General features: G+C 63.9%; 19 protein-coding genes. 12 read left to right on the forward strand and 7 right to left on the reverse strand.

Annotated elements, in window-relative coordinates; genetic code table 11:
* Window positions 1-13: 13 nt before the first annotated feature.
* On the reverse strand, window positions 14-1,327 hold the full coding sequence (locus ACMDCR_RS05480; protein ID WP_413991548.1) for a glutamine synthetase family protein: 1,314 nt from the start codon (window positions 1,325-1,327) through the stop codon (window positions 14-16).
* A 152-nt stretch (window positions 1,328-1,479) separates the two neighbouring features.
* Here ACMDCR_RS05480 and ACMDCR_RS05485 point away from each other — a divergent pair, with 152 nt between their 5' ends.
* Together ACMDCR_RS05485 and ACMDCR_RS05490 are read left to right on the forward strand one after the other, a co-directional pair.
* The gene (locus tag ACMDCR_RS05485; RefSeq protein ID WP_413991549.1) at window positions 1,480-2,139 is read left to right on the forward strand and encodes a GntR family transcriptional regulator; all 660 of its coding nucleotides are present in this window, start codon (window positions 1,480-1,482) and stop codon (window positions 2,137-2,139) included.
* Window positions 2,140-2,417: 278 nt separating this feature from the next.
* The gene (locus tag ACMDCR_RS05490; RefSeq protein ID WP_413991550.1) at window positions 2,418-2,966 is read left to right on the forward strand and encodes a sterol desaturase family protein; all 549 of its coding nucleotides are present in this window, start codon (window positions 2,418-2,420) and stop codon (window positions 2,964-2,966) included.
* A gap of 89 nt (window positions 2,967-3,055) precedes the next feature.
* Here the strand turns inward: ACMDCR_RS05490 and ACMDCR_RS05495 are convergent, their stop codons facing one another.
* Together ACMDCR_RS05495 and ACMDCR_RS05500 are read right to left on the reverse strand one after the other, a co-directional pair.
* Window positions 3,056-3,877 (reverse strand): ABC transporter ATP-binding protein, encoded by an 822-nt coding sequence (locus tag ACMDCR_RS05495; RefSeq protein ID WP_413991551.1) that lies wholly within the window; start codon window positions 3,875-3,877, stop codon window positions 3,056-3,058.
* Window positions 3,861-4,658 (reverse strand): ABC transporter permease, encoded by a 798-nt coding sequence (locus ACMDCR_RS05500; protein ID WP_413991552.1) that lies wholly within the window; start codon window positions 4,656-4,658, stop codon window positions 3,861-3,863. Before ACMDCR_RS05500 ends, ACMDCR_RS05495 begins: the two co-directional genes overlap by 17 nt.
* Window positions 4,659-4,781: 123 nt before the next feature.
* Here ACMDCR_RS05500 and ACMDCR_RS05505 point away from each other — a divergent pair, with 123 nt between their 5' ends.
* The 9 genes from ACMDCR_RS05505 to ACMDCR_RS05545 all read left to right on the forward strand — a co-directional run bounded on the left by ACMDCR_RS05505 (window position 4,782) and on the right by ACMDCR_RS05545 (window position 12,858).
* Window positions 4,782-5,936 (forward strand): hypothetical protein, encoded by a 1,155-nt coding sequence (locus tag ACMDCR_RS05505; protein ID WP_413991553.1) that lies wholly within the window; start codon window positions 4,782-4,784, stop codon window positions 5,934-5,936.
* 21 nt (window positions 5,937-5,957) lie between these two features.
* Window positions 5,958-6,242, forward strand: coding sequence for an acyl carrier protein (locus ACMDCR_RS05510; RefSeq protein WP_413991554.1), 285 nt, complete (start codon window positions 5,958-5,960; stop codon window positions 6,240-6,242).
* A gap of 31 nt (window positions 6,243-6,273) precedes the next feature.
* Window positions 6,274-7,455: a beta-ketoacyl-[acyl-carrier-protein] synthase family protein gene (locus ACMDCR_RS05515; RefSeq protein WP_413993544.1), complete on the forward strand. Its 1,182-nt coding sequence runs from the start codon at window positions 6,274-6,276 to the stop codon at window positions 7,453-7,455.
* Complete coding sequence (locus ACMDCR_RS05520; protein WP_413991555.1) at window positions 7,452-7,853, forward strand: hypothetical protein; 402 nt, start codon at window positions 7,452-7,454, stop codon at window positions 7,851-7,853. The genes ACMDCR_RS05515 and ACMDCR_RS05520 overlap by 4 nt, the downstream gene beginning before the upstream one ends.
* Window positions 7,850-8,248: a MaoC family dehydratase gene (locus tag ACMDCR_RS05525; protein ID WP_413991556.1), complete on the forward strand. Its 399-nt coding sequence runs from the start codon at window positions 7,850-7,852 to the stop codon at window positions 8,246-8,248. The genes ACMDCR_RS05520 and ACMDCR_RS05525 overlap by 4 nt, the downstream gene beginning before the upstream one ends.
* Entirely contained in the window at window positions 8,245-9,030 is a 786-nt protein-coding gene (locus ACMDCR_RS05530; protein WP_413991557.1) for an SDR family NAD(P)-dependent oxidoreductase, read from the forward strand. Before ACMDCR_RS05525 ends, ACMDCR_RS05530 begins: the two co-directional genes overlap by 4 nt.
* Window positions 9,027-10,190, forward strand: coding sequence for a glycosyltransferase family 2 protein (locus ACMDCR_RS05535; RefSeq protein WP_413991558.1), 1,164 nt, complete (start codon window positions 9,027-9,029; stop codon window positions 10,188-10,190). The genes ACMDCR_RS05530 and ACMDCR_RS05535 overlap by 4 nt, the downstream gene beginning before the upstream one ends.
* Window positions 10,187-11,416: a glycosyltransferase family 2 protein gene (locus ACMDCR_RS05540; RefSeq protein ID WP_413991559.1), complete on the forward strand. Its 1,230-nt coding sequence runs from the start codon at window positions 10,187-10,189 to the stop codon at window positions 11,414-11,416. Before ACMDCR_RS05535 ends, ACMDCR_RS05540 begins: the two co-directional genes overlap by 4 nt.
* 113 nt (window positions 11,417-11,529) lie before the next feature.
* Window positions 11,530-12,858 (forward strand): glycosyltransferase family 2 protein, encoded by a 1,329-nt coding sequence (locus ACMDCR_RS05545; RefSeq protein ID WP_413991560.1) that lies wholly within the window; start codon window positions 11,530-11,532, stop codon window positions 12,856-12,858.
* Between the two features lie 978 nt (window positions 12,859-13,836).
* On the opposite strand, the gene ACMDCR_RS05550 is transcribed toward ACMDCR_RS05545, so the two are convergent.
* Window positions 13,837-14,259, reverse strand: coding sequence for an SgcJ/EcaC family oxidoreductase (locus ACMDCR_RS05550; RefSeq protein ID WP_413991561.1), 423 nt, complete (start codon window positions 14,257-14,259; stop codon window positions 13,837-13,839).
* Between the two features lie 259 nt (window positions 14,260-14,518).
* Entirely contained in the window at window positions 14,519-15,121 is a 603-nt protein-coding gene (locus ACMDCR_RS05555) for a cation transporter (protein WP_413991562.1), read from the reverse strand.
* 337 nt (window positions 15,122-15,458) lie between these two features.
* On the opposite strand from ACMDCR_RS05555, the gene ACMDCR_RS05560 reads away from it, so the two are divergent.
* Complete coding sequence (locus ACMDCR_RS05560; RefSeq protein WP_413991563.1) at window positions 15,459-16,994, forward strand: P-loop ATPase, Sll1717 family; 1,536 nt, start codon at window positions 15,459-15,461, stop codon at window positions 16,992-16,994.
* A gap of 8 nt (window positions 16,995-17,002) precedes the next feature.
* On the opposite strand, the gene copD is transcribed toward ACMDCR_RS05560, so the two are convergent.
* Both copD and copC read right to left on the reverse strand, forming a co-directional pair.
* Window positions 17,003-17,887 (reverse strand): copper homeostasis membrane protein CopD, encoded by an 885-nt coding sequence (copD, locus tag ACMDCR_RS05565; protein ID WP_413991564.1) that lies wholly within the window; start codon window positions 17,885-17,887, stop codon window positions 17,003-17,005.
* A 3-nt stretch (window positions 17,888-17,890) separates the two neighbouring features.
* The gene (gene copC / locus ACMDCR_RS05570) at window positions 17,891-18,259 is read right to left on the reverse strand and encodes a copper homeostasis periplasmic binding protein CopC (protein ID WP_413991565.1); all 369 of its coding nucleotides are present in this window, start codon (window positions 18,257-18,259) and stop codon (window positions 17,891-17,893) included.
* Between the last annotated feature and the right edge of the window lie 15 nt (window positions 18,260-18,274).

Below are 18,274 nucleotides of genomic sequence, written 5' to 3' on the forward strand. Positions count from 1 at the left end.
TATTCAGATTGACCTAGAGATAGGTATCATACTCCAGGCTCGAGATGCGGCGCTCGAATTCGGCGCATTCCATCTCTTTCATGATGGCATAGATGCGCGCGAAGGCCTCACCGAAGCGACGCCGCGCGAAATCGGACGCCCTGAAGAGGCAGACGGCTTCCTGCATGGAGGCGGACAGGCGTGGCGCACCGAGATCATAGGCATTCCCCGTAATCGGTTCAGGCGCGGTGATCCGCTTCTCGAATCCCTCATCCACGGCGGCGAGGATGGCTGCCAGCACGAGGTAGGGATTGGCGTCGGCGCCGGCGATGCGGTGCTCGATGCGCGTTGCCGCTGGCTTGCCGTTGGGGATGCGCACCGCCACCGAGCGGTTGTCATAGCCCCAGGTCAGGGAGACGGGCGCATAGGAGCCGGGCATCAGGCGGCGGAAGCCGTTGAAGCTGGAGACGAACATCAGCGCCGTTTCCGGCATGTGCTGGAGGAGGCCGCCGACGGCATGGCGCAGCGTCGCCTCGCCCGATCCGGGTTTGACGAAGACATTGGCGCCTTCGGCGTCGAGGAGGCTGGCATGGATGTGCATGCCCGAGCCGGCGCTGTCGAGATAGGGCTTGGGCATGAAGCTCGCCTTCAGGCCATGCTTGCGCGCCACGCCCTGAATCAGGCGGCGCAGCAGCACGGCGTCGTCGGCGGCGGCCATCGCGTCATCGCGATGGCAGAGATTGATCTCGAATTGGCCTGGCGCCGCCTCTGAGATCACCGAATCCGCCGGCAGGCCCTGGATCTTCGCCGCCTCGCGCATCTCCTGGATCACCGGTGCGAACTCGTCGAGATCGGAGATCGAATACATGTTCTGGCGCACCGGCCCGCTCTCACGGTGGAATACGGTGCGCGGCGCCGCGCCAGGCTTGTCGCCGGTTCGCAGAAGGTAGAATTCGAGCTCGAAGGCCACCACCGGCCTGAGCCCGCGAGCGGTGAGCCGGTCGAGCTGGGCCTTGAGAATATGGCGCGGGTCAAGCATCCAGGGCCGGCCATCCGGCAGGTACATCGAGACCAACGCCTGCATGGCGGGCTGCGGCGACCAGGGAACGGGCTTCAGCGTACCGTCGACGGGACGGCAGAGGCCATCCTTGTCGCCTGTCTCGATATGGATACCGGTCTCCTCGACTTCGCGGCCCCAGACATCGAGCCCGAACATCGACTGCGGCATGGCTACGCCATCCTTCAGGATCTTGTCGATGGCGGAGCCGGGCAGCCACTTGCCCCGCAGGATGCCGTTGGTATCGGGAAGGAGCACCTCGATGACGTCGATCTCGGAGGTGTGAGGCATTTGAGCCTCGGCGCCGGCGAGTTTGGACACGCCGTGCGTTTGAAATCCCATGATGCACCGGATTTTGGAGCACGCCGCTTCTAGACGCGTCCTTCATACGCTATAATTGTGATCACAAATTGCTGCTGTGTCAAATGGAGTGCCAGTCGTCCATGTCCACGAGTACGTCCGAGAGCAAAACCGCGCCTGTGCATGACAAGGTTTACGAGGCCATACGCACCGGACTGGTGGGCGGGCGTTTCGTGCCGGGACGCCCCGTGACCCTGCGCGGCCTCGCTGACATGCTCGAAGTCAGTCCCATGCCGGTACGGGCGGCGGTCACGCGGCTGGTGGCGGAGGGGGCGCTCGCCCTCACCGCAACGCGACGGGTCAGCGTTCCCGTAATGACGCCGGCCCGCTTCGAGGAACTCGTGCGCGTGCGCATGCTCCTGGAAGGCGAGGCCGCCGAGCGCGCCCTGCCGGCGATAAATGCCGAGCGCCTCGCCTTGATCAGGGCGCATGATGCCAGGGTGGAGGCGTGCCTCGCCGAGGACAATGCCGAAGGCTATATGCAAGCCAACCACGCCTTCCACTTCGCCATCTACAGCGCGGTGCCCTCAACCGTCCTGCTGCCGCTCATCGAGACCCTGTGGCTGCAGTTTGGTCCTTTCATGCGCAATGTCTATGATGGGCTCGACATGACCGGCCTGGTCGACCAGCACGGCCGGGCCATCCAGGCCATCGAGCAGGGCAACGCCGCCGAACTGCGCGCCGCCATCGAGGCGGACATCGGCGACGGCATGCGCATCATCGGAAAGACGGCGCTGGGATGAAACAGAGTGCCCAATTCCCTCGGTGTGCCGACCTCCAGGTCGGCATGGAACCACCACGCTCAGTATGGTAGGTAAGTCCACACAGCGCCGACTCCCGCGACGTCCCGTTTCCATGCCGATCCGGAGATCGGCACACCGAGGCCTGATCCCCTCGGCAAGAGGCTTGCAAGACATGTCTGTGAACCCGCGCCGCATCGACGCACCCCATTGTCCTCAAACTGTCGCAATCGCCATGAAATATAATTATACTGCTCTGGCCTCGTTAAATGGTGAAGTGCATGCATCTAGGCAGGTTTCTCTATTTCGGTGATTTTGTACTGTGTCCGCTGGTGGCGTTCGGCCTGTTGATCGCAACGCTCATACAACGGGATGCGACGGCGCTCGGGATCTGGCTGGCGGCGTTTGTCTTCGGATGCATGGTCTGGACACTGGTGGAATACATCATTCATCGTTGGGTATACCATGCGGTGCCTGTTTTCGATAAATTGCATGATGCGCACCATCAGGAGCCAAGAGGCATGATCGGAGCGCCTTCCTTCCTCAGCGTTGGCGTGTTCTTCCTTATATTCTATCTACCCTTCTACTTCATCAGCCACGCTTTTGCTGGTGGCTTTTTCTCAGGAATTCTAGGCGGTTATCTCGCCTATATGCTGGTTCACCATGCTTCCCACCATTGGGCGCCGAAGCCCGGCAGCCTGCTTTATCGCCTGCGCGTCAACCACATGGTGCATCATTATCGGGGCGAAGAGGGCAATTACGGCGTGGTCACCTCGTTCTGGGACCATGTGTTCGCGACCTATGTGGAACCGCAGAGGCGACGGGCCTAGGCATGGTACCACCGGCTTTCCAGCCGGCCTTTTCCTGTCTTTCAACCGAATCATTTTCAAAGAGCCCGCTGGAAAGCAGGCACTTTACGTCATGTCATGAACGCAAAACGGTTCGGATCATCGGGCTCCTCCGCCAGCGCCCTGCAGTAATCCGTGATAACGCTGGGCGTATCGCCATCGGCCCGCACCCTGCCGCGGTCGATCCAGATCGTGCGCTCGCACAGATCCATGACCTGGTCGAGGTCATGCGAGACGAAGAGGATGGTGCCGCGCTGGCGGAAGCCGCGAATCAGCGTGCGGCAGCGCTCGCGGAAGGCATCGTCCCCCACTGCCAGCGCTTCGTCGACGATCAGCACGTCGCCGTCGGCATGAGCACAGATGGCGAAGGCCAGGCGCGCGCCCATGCCGCTGGAATAGAGCTTCACCGGCTGCTCAAAGAAGTCGCCTAGGCCGCAGAGTTCCTGGATGGCGGGCAGGCGTTGCGTCACCTCGGCCCGTTTCAGGCCGAGAATGGCGCCAGAGAGATAGCAGTTCTCCCGGCCCGTCAGCTCGTAGTCGAAGGCAGCGCCCAGCGCGAGCACGGGGGCGATCCGCCCGTTCACCACGATGGAGCCGGCGGTCGGGGCGGTGATGCCACACAGGATCTGCAGAAGGGTCGATTTGCCCGAGCCGTTGCGCCCGACGATGCCGACGGCATCGCCCCTGGCGATCGTGAAGCTGATATCCCTGAGCGCCCAGTATTCGTCGTAATAGCGTCTGCGGCCGCCGAACAGCACCTGCTTCACCTGGTCGATCGGCCGGCGGTAGAACTGATAGGCCTTTCCGAGGTCGCGGCAGTCCACGGCCAGGCCCGGCGTTGCCGGCACGGCTGAAATCGAGCTGGGGCGCTGCTGTTCAGATGATATCGACAAGGATGGTCTTCTTCCGCATGAACAGGGTCCGGCCGGCATAGAACAGCACAAGTGCCGCCACGAGGCTCGCCGCATAGATCGGAAGATCCGGCCACTCGCCCCGCAGGATCACTGTGCGCATCATCTCGATTATGCCCGTGAGCGGGTTGAGGTAGAGCACCCAGCGCCAGCCCTCCGGCACATTGCCCGCCTCGTAGAATACCGGCGTTGCGAACATCGCCACCGGGATGATCGAGATGATCAGATGATTGAGGTCGCTGGTCAACGCGCCGATGGTGGAAAGGATCCAGACGATGCCGAGCAGGGCGAGGCAGAGCGGCGCGAGGATGAAAGGCAGGGCCAGCCAGGACCAGTGGATCGACTGGTCGACGAGGAGCTGCCCTGCCAGCAGCACGCCAAGCGCGATCAGCATGTAGACGCCGCCGCGCGCCACGGCGATCCAGGCGAGGATCTGCGGCGGGAAGATCGAGCGCCGGATGATGTGCTTGTGCTCGGCGAGCAGCAGCGGCGCGCGATAGGCGATCTCGGAGAAGAAGTTGAACACCACCAGCCCGACGAAGATGGAGAAGGCGTAGTCGAAGCGTCCGCCATCCCCGCGGCTGCCGCCGACCTTGAGCGCGCCGGCGAAGACCAGCGTGTAGATCGACAGCATCACGAGAGGCGAGAGGATCGCCCAGGCCCAGCCGAACACCGAGCCACGGAAGCGCACCTGCAATTCACGCGTCAGGATGGCGCGGAAGAGTTCGCGCTGGCGCCAGATATCGACGAAGGGCTGCAGCAAGGGCGGTTTCCCGGACGAGTTCGAGAGGGCGTAACGCTTAGCACGCTATAGCGTGCGACAAAGGCATTTCAATTCGCTGTGGATTTCCTCTACAGGAGGAGCCGCTCGCGCCCCGGATCCGCCATGCCTCCCACCATCCGCCCCGTGTCCTCCAAGCGCGACCTGGCCGTGTTCATCGCCTTGCCGCGGCGGATCTATGGCGATTTCCCCGACTATGTCGCACCGCTCGACCATGACCGGGCGCAATTGATCGATCCGAAGAAGAGCGCCTTCTGGACCCATGGCGAGGCGGCCTACTGGCTTGCCTATGATTCGAAGAAAAAGCCCGTCGGCCGTATCTCCGCCCAAATCGATGATCTCGCCACCGGCCCGCAGCACGAGGGCGCCGGCTACTTCGGCTGCCTCGATGCGATCGACGATGCCGAGGTTGTCGCGGCCCTCGTCGAGACGGCCCAAGCCTTTCTTGCAGGCAAGGGCAAGAGCCTGATGCGCGGGCCGTTCACCCTCTCCATCAACGCCGAATCCGGCCTCCTGATCGAAGGTTTCACGGCCCCGCCCATGGTGCTGATGCCCTGGCATCCGCCCTATCTGCGCGCCCATCTGGAGGCTGCAGGCTACCGGCTCGTGAAGGTGCTGCATTCCTATGCCTTCGATCGCCGCCGCAGCGACCTTGCCGAGCGGCTCGAAAAGCTCGGCATGGAACGACGCCGCAGGGGCTTTTCGGTGCGCCCCATGCGCATGGATCATCTGGGCGAGGATGCCGAGCTCGGCCGCGTGCTCTTCAACGGGTCCTGGGCGGCAAATTGGGGCTTCGTGCCGGTCTCGCAGGCGGAGATGGCGGCGATGATCAAGGCCTTCAGGCCGCTGCTCAAGTCGGATTACGGCGTCTTCGTCGAAAAGGGCGGTGAGCTGGTCGGCTTTGCCCTCTTCCTGCCCAATGTCTTCGAGATCACCGGCGATCTCGGCGGGGCGCCTTCCCCGCTCGGCTGGCTGAAGCTCGCCTGGCGTGGCCTCACGCGGCGCTTTACCAGTGGCCGTGCCGTGCTGTTCGGCGTCGCGCCGAGGCTGGTCGGCTCGGTCTCCGGCGCCAGCGTGTCGCTCATTCTGGTGGATGAAATGATGCGCAGGGCCGGGATCACCGGTGTGCAAGATTTGGAATGCGGTTGGATTCTTGACGACAACTATGCCATGACGAGCGTTGTTGAATGGCTCGGGGCCCAGTCGACTCGACGCTTCGGCGTCTTCGAAGCATCGATTCAGCCTCTTCGCGCGGAATAAACCGCCGTGCCTGGAAAGAAGATGTCGACCGAAACGAAAGAAAATCTCCTGTCCGATCCCCAGCATGTCTACGACCAGGTCGTCGACCTGATCGTGTCCGAAGGCATGGTCGACCGTGAAAAGGTCACGCCGGACGCTACATTCGAGACGCTCGGGCTGAAATCCATCGATATCGTGATGATCCTCACCGCGGTGGAGGAGAGGTTCGACGTCTATATCCCGATGGACGGCTCGATTGCCGAAGCCAAGGACCTGAAATCCTTCATCGACGGGGTGCTGGCGCGCATCGCCAGCGAAAAGTCCTGATTTGAGAAAGAAGCGCGTTTTCATCACCGGCATGGGAGCGGCAACCGCCGCCGGTCTCGGCGTGGCCGCCCTTTGGGAGGCGGCGCGCGAGGGCCGCAGCGCCATCGGCCCGCTCGACGTGCCGCGTCCGCTCAAGCACAATATCCGCATTGCCGGCCAGTTGCGCGGCTTCAACCCGGCCGACCATATCGACGCCGACGTGCTGCCTTTCTGCGACCGCTTCACCCAGCTTGCCATCGTGGCCGGTGACGAGGCTTTGGCGCAGGCCGGGCTCGCGCGCGGCGAGAAGCTTGGGCCGAGGGCGGCCACCATCATCGGCACCGGCATCGGTGGCGGCGACACGATCGAGGCCGGCATGCACAATGCCTATGTCGCGGGCCAGCGCCTCGACCCCTGGAGCGTGCCGCGCCTGATGCCCAACGCCGCCGCCTCGCAGCTCAGCGCCCGCTATGGCGCGCGCGGGCCCTCCTTCGCGGTGGCGAGCGCCTGTGCGTCCGGCACCCAGGCCGTCGGACTCGGGGCCCATTTCATCCGCGCCGGTGTCGTCGACCGCGCGGTGGTCGGTGGCGCCGAAGCCTGCATCACGGCTTCGGGCATGAAGGGGTGGGAGGCGCTGCGCGTGCTTTCGCCCGATGCCTGCCGGCCCTTCTCCAAGGACCGAAACGGCATGGTGCTGGGCGAGGGAGCCGGGGTCTTCGTGCTCGAGAGCGAGGAGGCGATGCATGCGCGCGGCGCCACGCCCTTGGCCGAGCTCTGCGGCTACGGCACCTCCAGCGATGCCGGCGATATCGTGCGCCCCGATGCGGAGGGCGCCGCCACGGCGATGCGGGATGCGCTCGCGGATGCCGGCCTCCGCGTCGAGGCGATCGACTATGTCAACGCACACGGCACCGGCACGCTCGCCAATGACGCGACCGAGGCTGCAGCGCTGAAGCTCGTGTTCGGCGACAGGCTGCCCGGTCTCGCTGTGTCCTCGACCAAGCCGGTGCATGGCCACGGCCTCGGCGCCGGCGGGGCGATCGAACTTGCCGTCACGGTGATGGCACTGCGCGAGGGCGTGGCGCCGCCCACCATCAACTGGACAACGCCGGACCCCAAATGCGATCTTGACTGCGTGCCGGGGCAGAAACGGGCCGTGACCATGCGCCATGCCATGTCCAATTCCTTCGCCTTCGGCGGCATCAATGCCGTGCTGATCATCGGCCAGGCATGACGTCGCCGCCCCCTCTGCGCATCGGCCCGGTCGAGGCCCGCGTCGAGGCGGACGTGGTGCGCCGCTATCGCAAGGCGACGGCCTTCGACGATCGGGCGACGGAGGACGAAGTCCCCGCCACCTTTCCAGCGGTCTGGCTCTGGCATCCGGCCGCCAAGGCTGCTTTCGACGACCTCAGGGGCGACGACAGCCTTATCCCCGTGCTGATCGCCCAGCGTTTCTGCTATCGCCGCGCGCTCCGCATCGGCGATGAGGTGCGTTTCGTCGTCACCCGCCGGGTCGATCGCGCCGCGCCCGAGGATGTGCAGATCGAGGCGCATGTCGAGGACCTGCAAGGCGCGGTCATTGCCGATTTCTCGGCGACCTACCGCCTGTTCGGGCCGGAGGCGGTGCTATGAAGGGCATGATGGAGCCGCTGCGCATCGGCCCGATCGGCGAGGGGCAGGTTGCCGCCTTCGCCGAGGTCTCGGGCGATGCCAATCCCCTGCATGTGAGCAAGGAGATCGCCCGCACCATCGGTCTGGATGCCGCCCCGGTGCATGGCATGCTGCTCGTCGCCTATCTGCATGAGGCAGTGCGGCGTCACCAGCCCGATGCGGTGGTGACGGGCCTGTCCACCCGCTTCATGGCCCCGGTGCCGGTCGGCGAGACTATCGAGATCACCGGCCGCGTGGTGAAGCAGGGCGGGCTCAGCGAGGCGCTGATCCTGCGCCTGATGGTGAGGACCGGCGCCGGCACGCTCGCCTGCATGGCCGAGGCGACGCTCGCCCCGCCGCCGGCTGGCTGGCGATGAGCACCATCCTGATCACCGGCGCCACCAGCGGCATCGGCCGTTCCCTGGCGCTGGACTACGCCGCTTCGGGCAGGCGCCTCCTGCTCATCGGCCGCGACGAGGCCCGGCTTGGCGAGGTTGCGGGGCTCTGCCGCGCCAAGGGTGCCGAAGTGGTCGCGGGTCGGCTCGATGTTCGTGATCGGCAGGCCACCGCCGCCTGGATCGCGGCGCAGGATGGGCAGACTCCCATCGATCTCGCCATCGCCTGCGCCGGCATCGTCTCCGGCACCAGCGCCTCGAGGCCGCTCGAAAGCGAGGAGGCGATGCGCGCCGTGCTGGCCGTCGATCTCATGGGGGTGCTCAACACCATCGAGCCTGCGCTCGCGGCGATGCGCCCGCGCCGCCGGGGCCATGTCGCCATGGTCGGCTCGCTGGCGGGGCTGCGGGGCTTTCCCTCTTCGCCCGCCTATTCCATGGCGAAGGCGGCGGTGCATGCCTATGCCGAAGGCATCCGCCCGGCGCTGCGGCGCGAGGGCATCGCCGTCAGCCTGATCGCTCCAGGCTTCGTGCGCACGCCGCTGAACGAGGCGGTGGTGGCTCCCCGTCCGCTGGAACTGAACGTCGACCGGGCCGCCAGGATCATCCGCCGCGGCCTCGACCGCCGCAGCCCGATGATCGCCTTCCCCCTCATCCTCTATCTCGGCCTGCGGCTGCTCGTGCTGCTGCCGGCTCGTTTGGGCGACCTCCTGCTCGATCGCCCCGGTGTCGATGTGCCCGAGACGCGCGAGCGGGAACGGCCATGATCCTGCTCGCCGGGCTGCTGGGGCTGTGGTGGCTGGCGACGGTGGGGCTGCTGCTGGGCTCGGCGGGGCTGGCGTGTCGGCATCCCTGGAAGCGTGGCAGAGCTTTCGGGAACGTCGGCCTCGCCACTTCGGCCATGGCCGAAGTGGCTGTCGAGACGGACACTCCAATCTCCATACTTGTGCCGCTGAGGGAGGAATCCGAGGCTGAAAGCGAGGCAAACGCGGCGCTTATGGAACTGGACTATCCGGCTTGCGAGATACTCTTCTCCGCTAAGCGCCGCCATGATGATGAGGGCACGGGTCTCCCTCCCCAGCTTCGTGGAGAGGGCTTTCGCGTCGCATTCATCCCAACAACTTGCCGCCCTGGCTGGAACCCCAAGCTCGCCAATCTCGTCGAGCCGATCGTCGCCGCCACCTACGAGCTCATCCTCGTCAAGGACGCCGCCACCTTCCTGCCGCCGCACGCTCTCCGCGCCATGATCGCCGCCCTGGGTCCCGGCGTCGGCCTAGTCAGTGCCATCCCGATCGCCCGACGGCCGCGCGGCTTCGCCGCCCAGGTCGAAGCCGCCCTGATCAACACCTATGGCGCCCGCATGCTCTCGGCCCTCTCCGCCCTTGGCGGCGGGGCCGGCATCGGGGCGGCGATGCTGTTCCGGCGCGGCGATCTCGAGCGGGCAGGGGGCCTCTCGGCCATCGGTGCGGCTATCGCCGACGACCACGCACTCGCAAAACTCCTGGCCGGACTGGGGCTGCGCATCGTCCTGGCATCCGCCACCGTCGACCAGGAGCTCGGCGCCCGCAGCCTGCGCGAGATCTGGCGGCGCCATCTGCGCTGGGCGATCTGCCGCCGGCTGGAGGAGCCGCTCGCCTTCTGGGCCGAACCCTTCACGGGCCTCGCCGCTGCCTGCCTCGCCTCGCTCGGCGCGGCCCATAGCCTCGACATTCCCCCTGTCGCGATGCTCCTCGCCACAATGCTGCTCTGGCCCGTGGTCGAGATCCTCCTCGCCGCGCTGAGGGGCTGGCCGTTGTCCCCTGCAACGCCGCTCGCCATACTCGCGCGGGAGCTTGCGATGCCCGCGCTCTGGCTCAACGCCCTGCTGGCGCGGCGCATCGTCTGGGGCGCGGCGGCGATTCCCGTCTCCACGAGGCGGCGGCCATGATCCTGCTTATCGATTTCATGGGCCTCCTCGCTTGCGCGTTTCTCCTCCTGCTGCTCGCCCAGCACCTTCGGTTGGCGCTGAGGGCACGCGGCTACCGGCCGCCGCCCCAAGCGGATGAGGCCCCTCCCGGCATCCTCCTGCAGATCCCGCTCTTCAACGAGGCTGCCTCCGTCGAGGGAGCGCTGGCCTCTGCCCTCGCCCTCGACTGGCCGGCCGGGAAACTCACCATCCAGCTCCTGGATGATTCCTCCGACGAGACCAGCGCGCTGGCCGCCGGCGCTCTAGCCCGCCTGCCACCGGGCGGGCCGGAGGTGCAGCACATCCGCCGCGCCGATCGCCGGGGCTTCAAGGCCGGCGCTCTGGCCGAGGGCCTGCAGCGCTCCGATGCCCCCCTGATCGCCATCCTGGATGCCGATTTTCGCGCGCCGGCCGATTGGCTGAGGCAGGCCGCGGCAGCCCTGGCGGCGGACGAGAACGCCGCCTTCGCCCAGTTCCGTTTCGAATTCGCCAATCGCGACTTGAACTGGATGACGCGCGGCCAGCAGCTTTCCGTCGACGCCCATTTCCTCGCCGAGCAGGCGGGGCGGCAGGCAGGCGGCGAGCCCTTCCAGTTCAACGGCACCGGCGCAGTCTGGCGCCGCGCGGTGATCGAGGCGGCGGGCGGCTGGTCGCCGGACACGCTGGCCGAGGACCTCGACCTCACCTTCCGCGCCTATGCCGCCGGCTGGCACGGGCTCCTGCTTCTCGACCCCCCGCTCGCCTGCGAAGCCCCGGCCGATCTGGCGAGCTGGCGGGTGCAGCAGGCGCGCTGGTCCACCGGCTTCGTGCAGGTGGCGGTGAAGGCGCTGCCGCTGGTCTGGCGCTCGCAGTGGTCCCTGTCCGCCAAGCTCGGCTCCAGCCTGCTGCTCGGCCTGCAGCTTGGCCTGCCCTGCTTCCTCGTCGCAGCCGCCGCCTTCATCCTCGACGCCGTCCTGCGCGGCTTCGGCCCCGGCCATGGCACAATTCTGTGTCTTGCTGTCCTCATGGTCGCTGGAGCGGCCGTGGCGATCACCCTGCCGCCCTTCCGTCGCTTGCGGCGGGGTGGTATTTGCAGCTACGGGGCTGTCCTGGCGATGATTCCGGTGCTTCTGGGCTTCATGGCGCTGGCGAACTCGGCCAGCGTGGTGATCGCCCCCTTCAAGCGCCGGCATGATTTCGTGCGGACGCCGAAGACCGGCGGCAGATAGGCAGTCTCGCGTTCAGGCCGCCTCACCAGTGATCCCAGAATGCTCTTGCTTCCGATGAGCTAAGCTGCAAGAGCCTTTCAGCCTGAGCGTATTCTTGCTTTTGGGGGCAGGGTTTGGACGGGTTGTGGGAGAATTTCTGGGCCGTCGCCGCTTGGCTGGCGCTGATCCTGTCAGCCACCTCCCTGTTCGCCTGGGCCGTGACCTTCGGCTCGACGGTGGCGACCTTCTACCTCGTAATCAAGCATTGGCGTCTGCGCGAGAAGGGCCTTGCCGCCGAGCGGGCGGCCCTGGCGCAGCCGCTGCCCCCTGAGAACGACCTGCCCCATGTCGTGGTGCAGATCCCCACCTATAACGAGGGTGCCATGGTCGCCCGCGCGCTCGATGCCGCCTGCGGGCTCGACTGGCCGCGCGACAAACTGCACATCCAGATTCTCGACGATTCCACCGACGGCTCGACCCTGTTTGCCCGCCAGGAGGTGGGCGTTCGCCGGGCCCGCGGCTGCAATGTCGAGCTGATCCACCGCACCGAGCGCAGCGACTACAAGGCCGGGGCGCTCGCCAACGCCATGACGATGACGCCGCATGGGTATTTCGCCATCCTCGACGTCGACTACGTGCCGGAGTGCGATTTCCTTCGCCAGACCATGACCTGCCTGCTCGCCGACCCCAAGCTCGCCTTCATCCAGGCCCGCTTCGACTACGTCAACGGCGAGGCGAACGAGCTCACCCGTACCCAGGCCGTGCTGCTCGACGCGCATCTGGCCATCGAGCAGGGCACGCGCTGCTGGGCCGGCCACCCGCTGCCGTTCAACGGCACCTGCGGCGTCTGGCGGCGCGAGGCCATCGAGGCGGCCGGCGGCTGGCGCGGCGGCACGCTGGCGGAGGATCTTGACCTCTCCTACCGCGCCTGGCGCATCGGCCGGCGCGGCTCCTTCCTGATGAGCGTGCCGGTGCCGGGGGAACTGCCAGAGACGATGAAGGCCTGGATGACGCAGCAGCAGCGCTGGACCAAGGGCTTCGGCGAGGTGATGCTGCGCCTGCTCTGGCCGATCCTGGGCGACGCCAGCCTGCCCTGGGCCGACCGCTGGAAGGCCGCCATGCATCTCGGCGTCTGGTGGTCGGGCCTGGCCTGGGGCGTGGCCCTGCCGACGGGCCTGATCGCCATCCTGCTGGGCTCGCCGCTGCGCTGGCCGCTGGCCGCGCTGCTGCTCGGGCAATTGCTGGTGGGCTATGTGGCGCTGTTCGTGTTCCTGCGCGCGGGGAACCTGTCGCTGCGGCCTGGCAGGACGAGCCTGCGGCAGTTCATGAGGGATTTCTTCTTCGTCTCGCGGGACCTGTTCAGGATCGGCGCGGTGATCGGTCCGGCGCAGCGCGAGGTGATTTTCGGCAAGCGCAGCGAGTTCGTGCGCACGCCGAAGTCCACGGTGGTGAAGGCGGGGTGAGGGCGCCCTTCGCAGCCGAATGATCATGATGCGGGCGGTGATCCTCCCGCTGCGGCCAAGCCACCGCGTCCTCACGCCCTTTCGGGCTGAGTCATGACAGCGGGCGCAGTCAAGGTGACGGCGGCTTTCCGCAGGAAAGCCGTGCCTTGCTGGTTCATGGCTCTGGCGGGCTTGTTGGGGAAAGCCGCCGTCACCTCATTCCGGCAGGTTGCCCTGCACCGATCCCGGCGTGCCAACCACGCGCATGCCGGACCGGCCTCTTCCCGGCCCTTGCCGGCTCGGGAAGGCACATCCCCGCCGCCCTGGAGATCACGTCGCTCTCCTGGCATCCGGGACATGCTGGATGGCGCCAGCCTCGAAGCCATATCCCGCAGCCATGCGGGACCGGGTGGGATCATCCTGCGCCTCACCCACGAAGCGTCGAAACCAGGGCCCGCGATGACCTGCGCCAGATGACGTAGGCAACGCAAGTGATCCGGCCCGGAGCGGCCGGCCTCTCTCCTGGTTCCGGGGACGCATCTGCGGCGCAAGGATGATGTTCCATTGCGCCGTGAGCGGTCCATCCGCCTCTCCTCAAGCCCCGCATCCGGGTCGGCGATGGCCGACAGGCTTTCGCCTGGAGACCGGCCCGAAGCCGCCGGACGATGTCCCTTGCGCGCAATCCAATCCCGCGAGGCTCCATTCTCGCGAGGCAGCCAGGACCACAGGCAGCGCGGCTGGCAAGGCCGCAGGACATCGGGGTGGGTGGAAGGGGCGGAGCCACCGGTCATGATCCGGATTTACGAGCCTCGCCCTTCTTCGCTCCAGCGACGAGTAGGGCACAGCAAGAGCATTATGTCAAATTAAGTTCCTAATCTGTTCAACGTACTCCAACGTATTCCAACGTCCCCCCGGGCGGGCGCAGGCCAGATTCCCAATTTAGTAGAATGTTACTGTAATGCTGATGGTCTTTCGCGACCTCATAGCTCGTGATGAGCCTCAGCGCCTCAAAACGGTTTCCCCGGTCCTTGGGTTGGTCAGGGTGACATTCTCCAAGGCCTGGATCAGCCAGGCGCCATTCCGCCGAGTGACGACGGCCTGGATCAAGGTATCGACCTGATGCGGGCCAGCTGGATGCGCCGGCCCAGTGGATAGACGGCTCCAGAAGTGCAGGATTGCCGCCCCATCCGCAATCGCGATGACCTCGATCAGCTCATTGTCGAGGGACGAATCCCGGTAGATCGTCTCATGGATGGGACGGTGAAGGGCGACGATCTCATCGACACCGCGAACATAATGCCCGAAACGATTCACGAACGCCGCATCCTCATGGAACAAGGCGCCAAAGGCTGCCATGTCATGGGCGTTCCAGGCGGCTTGAAATGCTCCCGGGGCGTCTTCGGGTCGGCTCATCGGCGTCATGCGGATCCTCGTTGTTTTTGTCCTATGCCGTCGCAATCAAGGCAGAGATCCAAAGAGCGATCAGGTCCTCGATACATCAAGGTAGGCTGGCCGTGTGATGCTTTTTGGATCAACTCCCGCGGATCGCCCGCCAATCATGATGATAGTGGGCATAATTCTACGCGGTGCCAAAAATGCAAAAGCCTCGCAAATGTGCGCCAGCGAGAGGAGGGCAGTGGCATACGGGCAGGGGCCAACGGACGGCGAATTGCAAGGGGTTTCAAACCATGGCGCCCCTGCGTTCTTCGCGTGCAGCCCCCCAGACCTCTCGTGCTGCATCTGCATTCATTAGCGCGATGCCAATGCCGACCAAAAGGTCCGGCCATGCCGAAGGCCAGATAAATGCCGTTGTAGCCCCTGCCAGAATGATAGCGATATTCGCGAGCGCGTCATTGCGGGCCGAGAGAAACGCAGCCCGGGTGAGGCTTCCCGCATGGTCTCGGTAGCGGGCCAGCATGTAAGCACAAGATAAGTTGACGGCCAGCGCACCTAACCCCGCAAGTGAAAGCGGGATGGGCGATGGAGGCGTCGGAACGCTAAACTTTTCCCAAGCAGTCCAGATTGTCGCCAGTGCGGGCACCAGCAGAATTCCCGCAAGCACCATACCCAACCGGGCGCGATTGCGAGCAGACCATCCGAGAGCGAGCACAATCAGCAGATTGACCGAGGCGTCTTCGAGGAAATCGACGCTGTCGGCGAATAGCGACACTGAACCGATGGCGAGCGCCACGACGAACTCCAGCCCGAAATATCCGAGGTTCAAGAGTGCCACAATGCCAACAACACGCCGCAGACCGTTGTTCGTGGCTGTCCTGGCTTCCATCCAATCCACTCCTTGGTGCGCGCCGGGCATTCAACGGTTAGATGCAACGGGCCGTGCGGCTGCGCCCCGTAATAAATTTGCTCGACAACGCGCGGCACACTCTTCGCGATATCAAGATGTGAGGGCAGGGGGACGCGCGTTCAATTCCGTCGAGGCCAGTTCCAGAATTTTTGCGACAACTATTTTACCCCGCCCCTCGGGCTTTTTATGTGGTGCGATTAGTATGGAATTGAGCAGCAAATCAAACTCTTCCCGTGTCAGCCCCCTAGACCCCGTGTAAACAGCCCTGGTATATTTCGGCCAATGCGACTCTTAAATTCATTAGAAGAATGATCCGATGGCTACCGATAGACTCAAACTTCTGAAGCAACTTTCGTTTGGCTCGCAGGTTGCGGAGGATGAGGTGGCGCAGCTGCAGGAGTATTTTGTCCAAACCGATCAATGGAACAGAATTATTGGTGGCGAAATAGATCTTGTGAGGGGGGAGAAGGGGGCGGGCAAGAGCGCATTGTATCTTCTCCTTGAGAAAAACAAAAATGAGCTATTTGATCGAAACATACTTACAGTAAGTGGTGAAAATCCGAGAGGAACTACAGTATTTCGTGATCTAATTGCTGATCCTCCAGCAAGAGAGGCTGAATTTGTTGTTCTCTGGAAGCTGTATATACTAACAATTGTTTGCCATGAGCTTCGAGATTTTGGCATCAATAAAGGCGATGTCGGAGACGTATATGGTTCGCTGGAAGACGCGCGCCTCCTAGAGCGCGAATTGAATTTACCAGGGCTTCTGCGCATGGCCCAAAGCTTCGCAAGACGTCTTGTTGCGTCGCCAAAACTCGAAGGCGGTGTAGAACTTGATCCTACTACGGGCCTACCAACGGGCGTTATCGGCAGAATTTCGCTTCAGGAGCCTTCGAGTGAGCTGCGGAGCAGAGGAATTTCCTCGATAGATGGGATGTTCCAAAGGGTCAACACCGCGTTGGAGAGTAGTGGTTATACGATATGGGTATTGTTGGACCGATTAGACGTGGCCTTTGCAGAGAGTCACGAGCTTGAAGCAAACGCAATCAGAGCTTTAATTCGCGTCTATGGCGACATGCGCGCCAATCAGAACATTTCATTGAAGATTTTCTTACGAGAAGACATTTGGAAGAGAGTAACATCATCTGGCTTGAGAGAAGCGAGTCATATCACTCGCTATGAGGTTATGCGCTGGACATCTCCAATGCTGTTGAATTTGCTTGTAAGGCGAATTGTCAGCAACGAAATCCTTTGTCGTGAGATGGGCTTCGCGAAAGAAAAAGTCCTCGCGGATGCGGAGAGGCAGAGAGACTTGTTCGCCCGAATATTCCCGGCGCAGGTTGAACAAGGTACCCGAAAGGCGACGACATTCGACTGGATGGTCGGACGTTGCGCGGATGGAACGGGAGCGACCGCTCCGCGCGAACTAATTCATCTCTTGAATTGTATTCGCACGGAAGAGATACGAAGACTCGAGAGAGGCGAGGGCGAGACTCCTGGGGAGCAGCTTTTCGACCGTTCAGTCTTTAAGTTAGCTCTTCCAATTGTCTCCGACACCCGGCTGAATACGTACCTATATGCGGAATATCCAGCCGAGCGTGCCTTCGTCCAGAAGCTGAAGGGCGAGAAGGCTGAACAAACACCTGAAAGCTTGGCCGCCATTTGGGGCCTTTCTAAGGAGGCAGCAGTATCCAAGGCTCAGGAGTTGGTGGCATTGGGTTTCTTCCAAAGCCGTGGTCAGCGCTCTGATCCAACATTCTGGGTGCCGTTTCTCTATCGCGACGCGCTGGAACTCGTGCAAGGCCGGGCAGGTGGCGCGGACGATGAGGCGCTTGCAGAGACTGAGGAATGACGAGTTCCTCATTGGGGCTCGAGCATCCCAAAAACTGACACCGCTCCAATTGCACCAAGTCCAAGAGCGATTTCGGCAATCGTCGCAAAGCGCAGGGCTGCTGTGACGTTGATCCGGCTACGCTTCATCATCGGAACGAACACATACCGGTTCACGATTGCGAGCCCCGTCATTACCGCGACGAGCACGATTTTTGCAGTCAGCAACTGCTGATAGGGCGATGACCAATCCAAAGGCAAATGCCCGAGGATGAGGAGCGTATTTATCAGGCCCGATGCGAGCACGAGCGCCACCGCTGCGTGCCCCACATTCGAGAACCGCCTGAGCGCGCGGCCGGCATCTGAGCGCCGGGCCGGATTGCTGAGTGCCGCTAAGACCGGCAGGAGCGGAATGAGTGCCCCCAACCAAGCGCCGCCTGCGAGAACATGGACGATATCGTTTGCGATGTGGCCCGCGCCCGTCCAACCGCTCTGCATGACGGCATGCCCGGTGAGGGCAAGGCTCGCAAGGAGTAGACCCGAAGCAACCGCCATGGCTACCAGGCGCGCTCGCCAGCGAACGAGCGCAGCCCCTGCTAGAACCAACGCACAGAGGAATTGAGCCATCCAGGCACTGCCCACCGTGGTCCCGAAGAGCACATCATGGATGGTTTCGAGGTCGATGGCGTCATTCCATCCCTCGCCGATTTCAGCCGTTTCAAGGGGAAGCGCCAGGAGAACTGTCGCCACCGCAACGGCGACAGCGACAATCGTGAGGGTCCGAAGGCGTCGCCCGACCGCTTCGGCGAGCTCGCGCGGCACCAGCCACGCGAGATAGGCGCAGCCTCCCCACAACAGCATCACCGATGCATCGTGGAGGAACCGGCAGAGTGCAAGGGCGGTGTCCGGGCTCATCGGTTACGGCTTGACGGTGAATTTGTAGCTCCCGTTGGTCTTGTGGCCGTCCCCCGAAAGGGCGTGCCACGATACCGTGTAGGTGCCCGCGCCGAGCGTGCCCGAGAGGGGTACCATCAAGACCGTGTTCTTTTCCATCAACATTGCTGTTCCGGTCTGGACGACGGCTTTGTCGGGGCCAGTCACTGTCACGCCGGAGAACTTGAGGTTCAGGTCCTCGGTGAAGGTCAGGTCGAGTTCGGTCGGCGCCTTATCGACCGTACCATTCACGGCAGGCACGGCCGATTTCAAGTGAGCATGAGCAAAAGCACTGCCGGTAGCGGCGAGGCCGATGAGGGCTGCAAAGCCAACAGAGCAAACGATTTTCGACATCGGAGGTTTCCTTCG

Origin of the sequence: Labrys okinawensis, from assembly GCF_047345005.1 — a bacterium.
Classification (GTDB): Bacteria; Pseudomonadota; Alphaproteobacteria; order Rhizobiales; family Labraceae; genus Labrys; species Labrys okinawensis.